The 12,678-nt window shown below is 64.7% G+C and carries 12 protein-coding genes; 5 read left to right on the forward strand and 7 right to left on the reverse strand.

Features of this window, described 5'->3' with window-relative positions:
- Positions 1-6: 6 nt before the first annotated feature.
- The 3 genes from R4P57_RS25865 to R4P57_RS25875 form a co-directional block, all read right to left on the reverse strand.
- On the reverse strand, positions 7-1,515 hold the full coding sequence (locus tag R4P57_RS25865; RefSeq protein ID WP_317805723.1) for a CoA-acylating methylmalonate-semialdehyde dehydrogenase: 1,509 nt from the start codon (positions 1,513-1,515) through the stop codon (positions 7-9).
- A 77-nt stretch (positions 1,516-1,592) separates the two neighbouring features.
- The gene (locus R4P57_RS25870) at positions 1,593-2,345 is read right to left on the reverse strand and encodes an SWIM zinc finger family protein (protein ID WP_317805774.1); all 753 of its coding nucleotides are present in this window, start codon (positions 2,343-2,345) and stop codon (positions 1,593-1,595) included.
- Positions 2,345-5,176: a DEAD/DEAH box helicase gene (locus R4P57_RS25875; RefSeq protein ID WP_317805724.1), complete on the reverse strand. Its 2,832-nt coding sequence runs from the start codon at positions 5,174-5,176 to the stop codon at positions 2,345-2,347. Before R4P57_RS25875 ends, R4P57_RS25870 begins: the two co-directional genes overlap by 1 nt.
- A gap of 82 nt (positions 5,177-5,258) precedes the next feature.
- On the opposite strand from R4P57_RS25875, the gene R4P57_RS25880 reads away from it, so the two are divergent.
- From R4P57_RS25880 to R4P57_RS25890, 3 genes are all read left to right on the forward strand, one after another.
- On the forward strand, positions 5,259-6,164 hold the full coding sequence (locus tag R4P57_RS25880; RefSeq protein ID WP_317805725.1) for an NADP-dependent oxidoreductase: 906 nt from the start codon (positions 5,259-5,261) through the stop codon (positions 6,162-6,164).
- Between the two features lie 145 nt (positions 6,165-6,309).
- A complete protein-coding gene (locus R4P57_RS25885; protein WP_411742446.1) occupies positions 6,310-6,984 on the forward strand; it encodes an HNH endonuclease family protein in 675 nt (224 codons plus the stop codon).
- A 10-nt stretch (positions 6,985-6,994) separates the two neighbouring features.
- The gene (locus R4P57_RS25890; RefSeq protein WP_317805727.1) at positions 6,995-7,822 is read left to right on the forward strand and encodes a shikimate 5-dehydrogenase; all 828 of its coding nucleotides are present in this window, start codon (positions 6,995-6,997) and stop codon (positions 7,820-7,822) included.
- A 1-nt stretch (position 7,823) separates the two neighbouring features.
- On the opposite strand, the gene nagB is transcribed toward R4P57_RS25890, so the two are convergent.
- From nagB to R4P57_RS25905, 3 genes are read right to left on the reverse strand one after another with little or no spacing between them, the layout of a single operon-like run.
- The gene (nagB, locus tag R4P57_RS25895) at positions 7,824-8,603 is read right to left on the reverse strand and encodes a glucosamine-6-phosphate deaminase (protein ID WP_317805728.1); all 780 of its coding nucleotides are present in this window, start codon (positions 8,601-8,603) and stop codon (positions 7,824-7,826) included.
- On the reverse strand, positions 8,604-9,788 hold the full coding sequence (locus R4P57_RS25900; RefSeq protein ID WP_317805730.1) for an N-acetylglucosamine-6-phosphate deacetylase: 1,185 nt from the start codon (positions 9,786-9,788) through the stop codon (positions 8,604-8,606).
- Positions 9,785-11,032, reverse strand: coding sequence for a PTS transporter subunit EIIC (locus R4P57_RS25905; protein WP_317805731.1), 1,248 nt, complete (start codon positions 11,030-11,032; stop codon positions 9,785-9,787). Before R4P57_RS25905 ends, R4P57_RS25900 begins: the two co-directional genes overlap by 4 nt.
- A 176-nt stretch (positions 11,033-11,208) precedes the next feature.
- Here R4P57_RS25905 and R4P57_RS25910 point away from each other — a divergent pair, with 176 nt between their 5' ends.
- Positions 11,209-11,439: a glucose PTS transporter subunit EIIB gene (locus R4P57_RS25910; RefSeq protein ID WP_032393491.1), complete on the forward strand. Its 231-nt coding sequence runs from the start codon at positions 11,209-11,211 to the stop codon at positions 11,437-11,439.
- Positions 11,436-11,900 carry a PTS glucose transporter subunit IIA gene (locus tag R4P57_RS25915; RefSeq protein WP_317805732.1) on the forward strand — a complete coding sequence of 155 codons (465 nt, stop codon included), beginning with the start codon at positions 11,436-11,438 and terminating at the stop codon, positions 11,898-11,900. Before R4P57_RS25910 ends, R4P57_RS25915 begins: the two co-directional genes overlap by 4 nt.
- Positions 11,901-11,902: 2 nt before the next feature.
- Here the strand turns inward: R4P57_RS25915 and R4P57_RS25920 are convergent, their stop codons facing one another.
- Positions 11,903-12,649 (reverse strand): GntR family transcriptional regulator, encoded by a 747-nt coding sequence (locus tag R4P57_RS25920; protein ID WP_317805775.1) that lies wholly within the window; start codon positions 12,647-12,649, stop codon positions 11,903-11,905.
- Positions 12,650-12,678 lie beyond the last annotated feature (29 nt).

Consider the following 12,678-nt stretch of genomic DNA (forward strand, 5'->3'; position numbering starts at 1 on the left):
GCCGGATCAGTCCATGTTCGGAATGACGAAGTGATTCTGTGCAGCCGCCTCTTTGGTGCCCGACGGCCAGCGCTGGGTGACCGTCTTGGTCTTGGTGTAGAAGCGGATCGAATCGGGTCCGTGCTGGTTCAGATCGCCGAATCCCGAACGCTTCCAACCACCGAACGTGTGGTAAGCGATCGGCACCGGAATCGGCACGTTGACGCCGACCATGCCCACCTGGACGCGTGAGCAGAAGTCGCGGGCAGTATCACCGTCACGGGTGAAGATGGAGACGCCGTTGCCGTATTCATGCTCGGTGGGCAGGCGCAGCGCGTCCTCGTAGTCCTTCGCGCGAACGACGATCAGGACGGGTCCGAAGATCTCTTCCTTGTAGATGCGCATGTCGGTGGTGACCTTGTCGAACAGCGTTGCGCCCGCGAAGAATCCGTTCTCGTGTCCGGCGAGGCTGAAGCCGCGGCCATCGACTACCAGTTCGGCACCCTCGTCCACACCGATCTGGGTGTAATCGTTGACTCTCTTCAGCGCATCGCTGCCCACGAGCGGGCCGAAGTCCGCGCTCTCGTCGTCGCTCCGGCCGATCTTCAGCTTCGCCACCCGCTCGGTCAGTTTGGCGACCAACGCGTCGGCAGTCTCCTCCCCGACCGGAACCGCGACGGAGATGGCCATGCATCGCTCGCCCGCCGAACCGTATGCGGCACCGAGCAATGCGTCGGCGACCTCGTCGAGATCGGCGTCGGGCATCACGAGGGCATGGTTCTTGGCTCCGCCGAAGCACTGTGCGCGCTTGCCGTGCTGGGCTGCCGTCTCGTAGATGTACTGCGCGATAGGCGTCGAGCCGACGAAGCCGATCGCCTTGACGCGGTCGTCGGTGAGGAGCACGTCGACGGCATCCTTGCCGCCGTTGACGACGTTGAACACACCCGGCGGGAGTCCCGCTTCGAGGAAGAGCTCGGCAAGCTTGAGCGGAACGGACGGGTCACGCTCGGAGGGCTTGAGGATGAACGCGTTTCCGCAGGCGATGGCCGGGCCGGCCTTCCACAGGGGAATCATCGCGGGGAAGTTGAACGGGGTGATTCCGGCTACGACGCCGAGCGGCTGACGCATCGAGTAGACGTCGATTCCGCCGCCTGCACCTTCGGTGTACTCGCCCTTGAGCAGATGCGGGACGCCGACGGCGAACTCCACGACCTCGACGCCACGCTGGATGTCACCCTTTGCATCGGCGATGGTCTTGCCGTGCTCGGAGGACAACAGACGCGCGAGCTCGTCCATGTCGCGAGTCACCAACGCGAGGAATTTCATCAGCACGCGTGCGCGGCGCTGCGGGTTCCATTTCGCCCACTCACGTTGAGCCTGTTCGGCGTCGGCGATCGCAGCCTCGACCTCGGACACATCCGCGAGGGGAACTCGAGCCTGCACCTCGCCGGAATTCGGATCGAAGACGTCCCCGAAGTGTCCGGAGGTGCCTGCGACATGCTTGCCGCCGATGAAGTGCGTGAGTTCGCGAGCCATGGAGTTTGTCCGTCCTCGAGCGTGGAAGTGAAGTACGACCATCCTATAGTCGGATGTCCACGTAAGTCCAGGAGCGGTCACATCCGGTCGTAGAACTGCCTCAGATCGGCACCGGCGCGACTGACCTCGGCCTCGGTGGAGCCGTCGGCGCGGAAGATTCGGCGCAGGATCAACGGATCGAGATCGTCCACCGCCGGAGCGAACGACACCTGGGGGAGTTCGGGGAACGACGCGCGATCGGCGAACCAGTCATCGGGGTCGAACTCGTCGTCAGCGTCACCGACGCCCTCGATCAGTTGATCGAGATCGACTCCACGCAGAGTGAGGATGGTGGCGGCGGACGCGTCGATGTGCTCGGCGGCGATGTACATCAGAGCCGCCGCGTGTTTGCAGGGCCACCCGTCGTCTGGGCATGTGCAGTCGAAATCGAGCTGCCCCTTGTCGTGCGGCAGCAATACCGACGCCAGTGCCTGCGGAATGGAATTGGAGGCAAGCTCGCCCAGCATGCCAGGGTTCGATCGCACCCTGCCGACCAGCGCGGCGACCTCACCCTGCGTGAGCGGGTCGACGGTGACCGAGGCGGAGAACGGCTCGAGCTGACTGCCCTGCACCTCGCCGTATATCTGCCCGCGCTCGACCCCGAGAGTGAGCACCTGCCCTTGGCGCGCATACGTTCTGCCTCGAGCAATCCGACCCGGATCCGCGAGGTCTTCCATGGCCGCCACGAAATGCCTGCCCCACCACGTCTGCCCGAAAGCACCGCGCTTGTTTCTGGACTCGATGCCGCCCTTGGCTTTTCGCCGCTTGCCGTACTGCGAGAAGTCGACCATCACTCCCCCACCGCATCCTCGCTGAGGCGGAACAGTTCCTGCAGCTCCGCGGTGTCCATTTCGGTCACCCAGTTCTCGCCGGTGCCCACCGCCAGATTCGCCAGATCCTGCTTGGAGACGAGCATCGAGTCGATCCGTTCCTCCACGGTGCCCACGCACAGCAGTTTGCGCACCTCGACGTTCTTGCGCTGCCCGATGCGAAAGGCCCGGTCCGTCGCCTGATTCTCCACCGCCGGATTCCACCAACGATCCAGATGCACAACATGATTGGCGGCCGTGAGATTCAGCCCGGTGCCGCCGGCCTTGAGCGAGAGCATCATGATCGGCGGACCGTCGTCGCTCTGGAACTTCTCCACCATCTCGTCGCGCTTGGACTTGCTCACGCCGCCGTGCAGGAACGGCACCGCAGTCCCGAATCGTTCGGCGAAGTAGGGTGCCACGAGCTCACCGAACTCCCTGAACTGCGTGAACAGCAACGCTTTTTCGTTGTCGCCCAGAATCGAGTCGAGCATGTCCTCCACCAAACCGATCTTGCCGGAACGATGCTGCCCCCTCTTGAGCACCGGCGAGCCGTCGGACAGGAAATGGGCGGGGTGATTGCACACCTGCTTGAGACGAGTGAGCGCGGACAGCACCGCGCCCTTGCGCTTCATGCCCTTCGCGTCGGCGATCTGCGCCATCATCTCGTCGACGACCGCCTTGTAGAGCGCAGCCTGCTCGGCAGTGAGGTTGGCGCGCACGGTCATCTCGTTCTTCTCGGGCAGATCCGAGATGACCGTCGGATCGGTCTTGACGCGGCGCAGAATGAACGGCGAGGTGATGGCGCGCAGACGCGAGACTGCGTTCTCGTCGTTCTCGCGCTCGATCGGAACCGAAAATCGCTTCCGAAAGTCCGACGGCCTACCGAGCATGCCCGGATTGGCGAAGTCGAGAATGGACCTCAGCTCGTCCAGGCGATTCTCGACCGGTGTTCCGGTGAGCGCCAACTTGTGATCGGCGGGGATCGCGAGCGCCGCCTTGGCCTGCACGGTCCCCGAGTTCTTGATGTGTTGTGCCTCGTCGAGGACCACACGACGCCACGTCTGCTCCGCCAGCTGCGCGCGATCCTTGGCCATGAGCGCGTACGTGGTGACGATCAGATCGTGCTCGGCGATCGCCCGGTCGAGTTCGTCTCCTTTGGACCGAGCCGGCCCGTGGTGCACCAGAACTCGCAGTGCCGGAGTGAATTTCGCCGCCTCACGCTGCCAGTTGCCGACCACCGACATCGGTGCCACCAGCAGCGTCGGCGTCGAACTCTGTTCGTGTGCAAGCAAAGTCAACACCTGCAGCGTCTTGCCGAGCCCCATGTCGTCGGCGAGTACCGCTCCGAGACCGAGCCTGCTCATGAACGCGAGCCAATCGAGCCCCCGCTGCTGATAGGGCCGCAGAGTGGCGTTCACACCGGCAGGCACGGGAATCGTCTCCGGCACCGCACCCGGCTCGAGCAGCGTGGCCGCCCATCCGGTGGCCCGGATGTCCTGCACCGGAGCCGGCGGTGGATCGGCCAGCGTCATCTCGCGCATCAGCGTGCTCAGTGCAGTCCCGTCGCCGTGATGCTCGGCAACGTACTTCGCGGCTCGCGCAAGCTGACCGCCGTCGGCCAGCACCCACTGTCCGCGGAGCCGCACGAGATCACCCTTCGAGACGGCAAGTCTGTTCATCTCCGCCTCGGTGAGCACCATGTCGCCGAGTTGGAGCTGCCAGTCGTAGGACACCAATTCGTCCATGCCGACCGCCCGATCGGCTGCCGCTTTCGTCACCGCGGGTGAATCGACGCGCAGCCTCATCGACGGATCGAGCCTCGTCCAGGCCCGAGGGAGCAGAACCGTCGTTCCGGTGGCCTGCAGCGCCGTTGCCCCGTGTTCGACGAGGTCGATGACGACCGACGTCGGAAGCAACAGATCGAGGGTGCCTTCCTGAGACGGCAGATCCCGCAGTCTCGGGTACGCCGCCACGGCCTCACCGAGCTTGCGCACGGCGATGGAGAGCAAGGTGGCATCGACCTTGCGGCTCATCGGAACCGGTCGCGGCGCTTCACCGTCTGCTCGCAGACACACCTGCAGCGTCCAGTAGGACTCCACTGCTTCCTCGGAGGAACTGTCGACGGCGTCATCGTCATCGGGTTCGAGCAGGCGTAGCACCAGGGACGGTTCGTCGACGGTGAGGCTTCCACGCCAGTTCTCGAGCAACGTCGATATCTGTTGGGTGCCATCTGCATACGGGTCGTCGCGAATCAGAGCCGACAACAGCGGATGCTCCGAGTCGGGTCTACCCAGAACCGATCTGACGATCGGATCGGTGAGCTCCTCCACCATGTCGTCGAGGATCTTCTTGGGTCGCTCGCCGGCACGTTGGACCGACGGCATCGCGACGGCGAGTTCGCTCAGCCAGGCACGTTGACGTTCACCCCCGACCAGACGCCACCGTGGCCACCACTGCCCGTCCATCAACTTCAGGGCCGGAACGACGCGACCGCCGCGGACCCAGCGTTCGATTCCGCGGGCGACGTGCGCCAGGTAGCGGAGGTCACCGGAGATCGCCGCGTGCTCGGACGGCGTCCGCAACAGCAGATCGGCACCGTCGTGCGGGGCGAGCGCGATGGCCGGAACCTTCACCGGGGCCTGCGCGGTGGCACTCCGCCCGGACGCCGGAAACGACACCTCAGCACGATGCCGGAACGTTCTGGTGAGGACGTGCGCGTGGGTCGGCGGCAGATCCGGTTCGTCGCCGGTGGTGATCTCGTCGTCCCACAGCATCAGCCCGGCACCGGGAGACCAGAGACCGTGCAGCATCGGTCCATCCAACCAGCAAGCACCGACACACCTCCAGGTGAGGCGCTACCGAGCGAGTCGCTGGGTGAGGCACAGTATGTACATGATCGCGTACGGCTTCAGTGAATACGGCGGACCCGACACCGAATACCTTCTGGACCTCCCCGTCGCCGAGCCGGGACCGGGGCAGATTCTCGTCGCGGTGCACGCCGCCGGGGTCAATCCTGCGGATTGGAAGGTGCGGGCGGGCAATCGCAAGGACACCGTGCAGATCACGTTGCCCGCGGTTCTGGGTCGGGAAGTATCGGGCACTGTCGTGTCGGCCGGTGCTGGTGTGGCCGACTTCTCGGTGGGCGACCACGTGTTCGGAGCCACCGCGTCGGGATACGGAGGCTATGCGCAGTACACCGTGCTCAACGCGTCGAGCACTGCCCACAAGCCGGAGGCCGTCTCGTGGGCAGCCGCGGCCACTCTGCCGGTTGCTGCCGGGACCGCATACGACGCGCTGCGCCGGCTCGGCGTCGGCGCGGGTGATTCCATCCTGGTGCTCGGCGCTGGTGGCGGCGTGGGTTCGACCGTTCTGCAACTCGCGCAGGCCGACGGTATCGACGTTCTCGCGGTTGCGAGTGCAGGCAAGCGGCAGTGGATCGAGAGCCTCGGAGCCGAATTTTTCGCCTCTGGCCTCGACTTCGTCGATTCGATCTCGCGACCGGTGAACGGCATCGTCGATCTCGTCGGAGGCGAGACGTTGCGCGCCGCCGCGACCGCGGTGACGGCGGGGGTACCGATCGTCAGCGTCGCAGACCCGATGCTCGCGGCGCAGTGGGGCGGTTCCGGAGTCGATCGCGAACGCACCACCGCAGCGTTCGCGCGGCTGGCGGACCTCACCGCGTCGGGCGTCATTCGTCCGCGTATCGACCATGCCTTCCCGCTCGAGCGCGCGGGTGAGGCACTTGCTCTCGTCGAGGACGGACACGTGCTGGGGAAGGTCGTAGTCGAGGTTCGCTGACGCCGGGTTCGGGTGAGCGGATCACTGTCGGTACCTTCCGGCACACTGCTGTCGCGAGGACCGATGACGGAGTACGAAGATCGACGATGGGGCGTGCGTGAGAAAGCTGTGGGTAGCGGTACTGCTGGTGATCGCTGCGGCAGTGATGGCTGTGTTCGGCTCGTGCGACCGGCCCGTCATCCCCGGTTTCTCCCCCGCCGAGCCCGCTCCGGGTAGTCCCACGCGCACTCAGATCGAGCAGTTGCTCGCCCAGGTTCGCGTCGTCGCTGCCAGGCCCGATGCCCTCGGCTACGAGCGCGGGTGCAAGAGCGGCGAAGGGTGTGTGTTCGGCCCGGCGTGGACGGACGACTACGACGGGCCGGGTGGTCACGACGGCTGCGGTACCCGCGACAACGTCTTGGCGCTGTCGATGACCGAGGTCGAGTTCCGCGCCGGCACCCGCGACTGCGTCGTGCTGTCGGGTTCGCTCGCAGATCCGTACTCCGGTGAGCCGATGCAGTTCACCAAGTCGGACGCCGGAAAGATTCAGATCGATCACGTCTACCCCCTGTCCGCTGCGTGGGACATGGGCGCGAACACGTGGTTGCCCGACAAGCGCGTTCGGTTCGCCAACGACGTGGCGTTCAATCTGCTCGCGGTCAACGGGGCAGACAATCAGAGCAAGAGCGACAAGACACCCTCGCAATGGTTGCCGCCGAACGCGGCCTACCACTGCTTCTATGCGGGCAAGTACCTGTCGGTCGCTGCCCAGTACGAGTTACCGATCACCCAGGCCGATCAGGGTGTTCTCGCTTCGGTCGCCTCGACGTGCGCGGCGTAACGTCTCAGCGATGGCAACAGCACACCCGCGCAGCGTCCTCGACCGTGAGACACAGCTCTGTATGTCCTTGTCCGGCCGACCGAGCAACATAGGAACTCGCTTCCACAACTATCTCTACGACGAGTTGGACCTGAATTTCGTCTACAAGGCGTTCACCACCACCGACCTCGCCGCCGCAGTGGGGGGCGTTCGCGCGCTGGGCATCCGAGGCTGCGCCGTCTCCATGCCGTTCAAGGAAGATGTCATCGAACTGGTCGACGTGATGCACGAGTCGGCGAGCGCCATCGAATCCGTCAACACGATCGTCAACGAGAACGGCGTCTTACACGCGTACAACACCGACTACCAGGCCGTCGCAAACCTACTCGCCGCGAGTGGCTTCTCGACCGACTACTCGGTGGCCGTCACCGGCAGCGGCGGTATGGCCAAGGCTGTCGTTGCCGCACTGCGGGATTCGGGTTACACCCGGGGCACCGTCGTCGCCCGCAACTCGAACACCGGCCCTGCCCTCGCCGAGACCTACGGCTACGACTGGTCGGCCGACGCAGTGGGCGCAGACCTGCTGGTGAACGTGACCCCGGTGGGTATGGCCGGCGGGCCGGACGCTGATTCGGCACCGTTCACCGAACAGCAGATCGACGCATCGAAGGCCGTGTTCGACGTCGTCGCCATGCCGTCGGAGACGCCGCTGATCGTTGCCGCCCGGGCGGCGAACAAGCCTGTGATCACCGGCGCTCAGGTCATCGCCCTGCAGGCGGCAGAACAGTTCGTTCTCTACACCGGAGTGCGGCCGTCGGACGAACAGATCGCGCGCGCATCGGAGTTCTCGCGCAGCTGACTCACAGGTGCTGCCACCGGGGCTTGTTGGCATAGGCGTACCGGTAGTACTCCGCGAGTGCGAGCGACGACGCTGCGGCCTCGTCCAACAGCACCGTTGCGTGCGGATGCCACTGGATCGTCGACGCCGGACAGTGCGCCGACAACGGTCCTTCGACGGCCGCCGCCACCGCGTCCGCTTTCGACTCCCCTGTTGCGATCAACACGAGGTGACGCGCCTCGTCGATGGTGCCCAGCCCCTGCGTCAGCACGTGATGCGGCACGTCCTCGGGCAAATCGAAGAACCGCGCATTGTCGACGCGAGTACGTTCGGTCAGCGTCTTCACCCGCGTCCGCGATCTCAGTGACGATCCGGGCTCGTTGAAACCGATGTGTCCGTCGGTGCCGATTCCGAGGATCTGAACATCGATGCCGCCTGCGGCTGCGATCGCCGCGTCGTACCGCTGCGCCTCGGCAGCGATGTCGTCCGCTTCGCCGTCGGGCGAGAACACCGTGGCATCGTCCAGATCGACGTGGTCGACGAAGTTCGCTCGAATGAACGAAAAGTAGGACTGCTCTGCTGTTTTCGCCAGTCCGATGTATTCGTCGAGCAGGAAGGCTCGACATTGCGCGAACGACAGGCCGTCGTCCCGATGCCGTCGCGCCAATTCGCCATACGTGCCCACCGGGGTGGACCCGGTTGCCAGTCCCAATACAGCCGGACCGCTTCGTACCACTCGTTCGACGATGTCGGCGGCCGTTCGATTCACTGCGTCGACCCCCTCGAGGATCACGACCTCCATCTAGCTGTCCTCTCTGATTGCAGTTCCGCCTCTGATCACCTGTAGCGGCTCGAACGCCGCGTCGACCACCAGCACGTCGGCTCTCATGCCCTGTTCGAGGCACCCGATGTCGGAGCCGAGACCGATCGACGCCGCCGGAGTCGACGATGCAGCCCGTACCGCCTCGACCAAGGGCACGCCGGCGTCCAGCACGGCGCGGCGCAACAGGTCCAGCACGGTCGCGGTTCCGCCCGCGATCGGAGCGGTCTCGGAATCTGCGCCGCGGGACAACCGTGCGACCGAGTGGTGGACGGTCACATCCAGTGGTCCGAGTCGATAGCGACCGTCCGGCATACCGGCCGCGGCCATCGCGTCGGACACCAGCGCGATCCGTGCGCCACCGACGAGATCGAACACCGCGCGCACGGTCTCGTCGGCGAGATGCACTCCGTCGCCTATCAATTCGAGCACCATCACGCCGCGCGCCGCGGCCGCCAAGCACTCGCTCACCGGGCCCGGCGATCGATGGTGCCAGGTCGGCATTCCGTTGAACAGGTGCGTGGCCGTGATCGGACCGTCCCCCAGCGACTCGATACCGCGTCGGGTGGTGAGCGCATCGGCGTCCGTGTGACCGATGCTCGGCAGTATCCCGTTCTCCCGCAACATCTCTGCTACGGCAGCGAAACCGTCGATCTCGGGTGCAAGGGTCATCGACCGCACCGCTCCCCGTCCCGCGCCCAGTATGTCGCGCAGCAGTCCGGGATCTCCGCTACGCAACGAGGCCGGGTCCTGTGCGCCGCAGCGGACGACCGAGAGGAACGGCCCCTCGAGGTGGACGCCTGCGATGTCACCGGACTCGTACAGATCGGCCAACAGCGACGTCTGCTCGATCAGCCGTTCCGGCGGTGCCGACACCAGTGAGGCGAGCATCGTCGTGGTCCCGCGGGAGCGGTGATGCCGTACCGCAGTCATGAGATCGACGGCCGGTGAATTGGGAAAAGAAGCCCCCGCTCCACCGTGGCAGTGCAGATCGATCAACCCTGGGAGGATCGTCGAACTCGTGTGCGGTGCTGCTTCACCGGGCCACGCCGATGCGGGTCCGACCCACGAGATTCGGTCTCCCGTCAACGCGACGACGCCGTCCTCGATCACCTGGTCGCTGGTGACGACCCGCCCTCGGAGCGTCGTCGTAGTGGATGCGGTCATGCCCGATCGGGTTCGAGCACTGCGTCGTCCTCACGTCCGGGGGTGCGCAGGTTCCACTTCTTGATGACGAAGCTGAACAGGAAGTAGTAGATCACCGCGTACACCAGGCCGATCGGGATGAGCAGCCATGCCTTGGTGGCGATTCCGTAGTTCAGCAGGTAGTCGATGCCGCCAGCGGAGAAGAAGAATCCGTCATGGATTCCGAGGGCATTGGTCAACGCCATCGAGGTTCCGGTCAACACCGCGTGGATGATGTAAAGCGGCCAGGCCACGAACATGAACGAGTATTCGAGCGGCTCGGTGATCCCGGTGACGAAGGCAGTCAGGCCGGTGGACAACATGATTCCGCCGACGATCTTCTTCTGCGACGGCTTGGCGTTGCGGTAGATCGCGAATGCCGCAGCGGGAAGTGCGAACATCATGATCGGGAAGAATCCGGTCATGAACACTCCGGCGGACGGGTCGCCGGCGAAGAACCGGTTCAGATCTCCGCGGACCAATTGACCGCTTGCATCCTGGTAGTCCCCCACCAGGAACCATACGACGGAGTTCAGAATATGGTGCAGCCCTGTGGGAATGAGCATGCGGTTGGCGAAGCCGTAGATTCCGCTGCCCACCACACTGTGGTCGGCGACGGTGTTGCCCACCCATTGGAGAGCGCTGTAGAAGAGTGGGTACACGAACGACATGATGACGGCGAGAACGAGACCGGTGATCGCCGTCATGATCGGCACCAGACGACGGCCGCTGAAGAAGCCGAGATAGTCCGGCAGCTTCTGTCGATAGAAGCGCTGCCAGAGAATTGCCGAGAGCAGTCCGATGACGATGCCTGCCAATATGCCGTAGTCGATCACGGCCGGGTCACCGTTGGCATCGACCTCTCCGTCGAGCACGACCGGCGACATGGCCGTGAAGACGCCGTTCATCACCATGTAGCCGACCACAGCTGCGAGCGCGGTCGAACCATCGGACTTCTTGGCCCAGCCGATGGCGATACCGACCGCGAAGATGAGAGGAAGCCAGGTGAACACCGCCTGACCTGCGGCGGATATGACCGCAGCGGCGGTCTCCAGTGCGCTGAATCTCCCCAGCAGGTCGTCCTGACCCAGCCGCAGGAGAATTCCGGCGGCGGGCAGAACAGCGATCGGGAGCATCAGGCTGCGACCGAACCGCTGCAGCCCGGCCAATGATCGAGATTCCTTCTTCTGCTCGGTATCGACCGAGTCCGTCTTCTTCGGGGTCATGGCGACCTTCTCTTCGAGGCTGGTCCTTCGGGGGCGATTTCGCTGTTGTGACCGGGTGCCATCAGGGGTACTGTCCGGTCATTACCAGTTGTAGTTTGGCCAGGTGGCAAGCACATGTCAACCCGGCCGTGTGATCCACCCGACAGATATACGCCGACAGAAAGCGAGAACCCCACATGTCCAAAGCGGACGCGATCGTCGAAGGCCTCGGCGGTGCCGACAACATCGTCGAGATCGAAGCGTGCATCACCCGGCTGCGCACCGAGGTCAAGGACGGGTCGTTGGTGAACGAGGCAGCACTCAAAGCGGCAGGTGCCCACGGCGTTTTTCACAAAGGAACCGCAGTTCAGGTCATCGTCGGCCCCGAAGCGGACACGCTCGCAGAAGACATCGGCGACATCCTGTGAGCGACGCCAGGGCGATCCTCAGCCCTGTTGCCGGCCAGGTCATCTCGCTCACCGACGTGCCGGACCCGGTGTTCTCGGCGCAGATGGTCGGCTCCGGCGTGGCGCTACGCCCGGCCCCGAGCGACGGGTCGGTCGAGGTTCGTTCACCGGTCGCGGGCACGATCCTCAAACTCCATCCACACGCGTTCGTCGTCTTCACCGAGGACAAGGCGGGCGTGTTGGTGCACATCGGTATCGACACCGTGAAGATGAAGGGCGCGGGCTTCGAACTCGTTGCAGCAGAGGGTGATCGAGTCGAGGCCGGCGACCTCGTCGTCACCTACGATCCAGCCGCGATAGCGGCAGCGGGCTACTCGGACGTCGTTCCCGTGGTCCTGATGGATTCGAAGCCGGATTCGGTGACGAGTGCGAGCATCGACAACACCGTGGCAGTGGGCGACCTACTGTTCGAGCTGCCCTGATCTCACCGACGCTGCGAGGTGCGTCGCCCGCCTTCGACTTCCATCGACAACTGGTACCGATCGCAGCGGTACCAGCTCTCGGTGTGTTCGAGCGGCTCGTCGCCGCTGAAGGAGACGCGGTCGAAGTACAGCACGGGGGCACCTCGCTTGGTGCCGAGCAGGGTGGCGGTATCACTGTCGGCCGCAGTGGCTTTGACGGTCTGCTCGGCCCGGTCGATGGTCAACCCGTAGTGGATCTGAACGGCCTCGTACACCGATTTGCTCAGGTCGTGATCGATCAGACCCGGGAGCAGTGCGGCCCGAAACCACCCGTCGTCGACGCTGACCGGTTCGGCATCGGCCAGTCGTAGACGCTTGACGTGGTAGGTCTGTTCACCATCTGCCAGTCCGAGAGCACGAACCGTTGCCGCCGAGGGTTTTTCGAGTCGCGCGAACAGCACCACCGTCGTCGGCGTCAACCCTTGCGCCCGCATCTCCTCCGAGAACGACGCCAGGTGCAAACGAGACTGCACGGTGCGACTGGCCACGAACGTGCCCTTGCCACGGACCCGCACCAGGTGTCCGTCGTTGACGAGCTGGCCGATGGCTTCGCGAACGGTGATGCGGCTGACGCCGTAGTCCTCCATCAGTTTTCGCTCGCTGGGCATCAGATCGCCGGGTTGCAGCTCCTTGGTGCAGCGGTGCAACAGAATTGCGCGAAGCTGTTCGTGCTTCGGGACCTGACTGTCCCTCAGATGTACGGGCATCACCACTGCGCCGGCCTTTCCGTCACTCGCCG

The sequence above is a fragment of the Rhodococcus sp. IEGM 1330 genome, from assembly GCF_033142445.1.
Lineage (GTDB): Bacteria > Actinomycetota > Actinomycetes > Mycobacteriales > Mycobacteriaceae > Rhodococcoides.

Excerpts from the sequence above, each read along its gene's own strand:
- R4P57_RS25865 (WP_317805723.1), bottom strand. The coding sequence starts at position 1,515 with ATGGCTCGCGAACTCACGCACTTCATCGGCGGCAAGCATGTCGCAGGC.
- R4P57_RS25870 (WP_317805774.1), bottom strand. The coding sequence starts at position 2,345 with ATGGTCGACTTCTCGCAGTACGGCAAGCGGCGAAAAGCCAAGGGCGGC.
- R4P57_RS25875 (WP_317805724.1), bottom strand. The coding sequence starts at position 5,176 with ATGCTGCACGGTCTCTGGTCTCCCGGTGCCGGGCTGATGCTGTGGGAC.
- R4P57_RS25880 (WP_317805725.1), top strand. The coding sequence starts at position 5,259 with ATGATCGCGTACGGCTTCAGTGAATACGGCGGACCCGACACCGAATAC.
- R4P57_RS25885 (WP_411742446.1), top strand. The coding sequence starts at position 6,310 with ATGGCTGTGTTCGGCTCGTGCGACCGGCCCGTCATCCCCGGTTTCTCC.
- R4P57_RS25890 (WP_317805727.1), top strand. The coding sequence starts at position 6,995 with ATGGCAACAGCACACCCGCGCAGCGTCCTCGACCGTGAGACACAGCTC.
- nagB (WP_317805728.1), bottom strand. The coding sequence starts at position 8,603 with ATGGAGGTCGTGATCCTCGAGGGGGTCGACGCAGTGAATCGAACGGCC.
- R4P57_RS25900 (WP_317805730.1), bottom strand. The coding sequence starts at position 9,788 with ATGACCGCATCCACTACGACGACGCTCCGAGGGCGGGTCGTCACCAGC.
- R4P57_RS25905 (WP_317805731.1), bottom strand. The coding sequence starts at position 11,032 with ATGACCCCGAAGAAGACGGACTCGGTCGATACCGAGCAGAAGAAGGAA.
- R4P57_RS25910 (WP_032393491.1), top strand. The coding sequence starts at position 11,209 with ATGTCCAAAGCGGACGCGATCGTCGAAGGCCTCGGCGGTGCCGACAAC.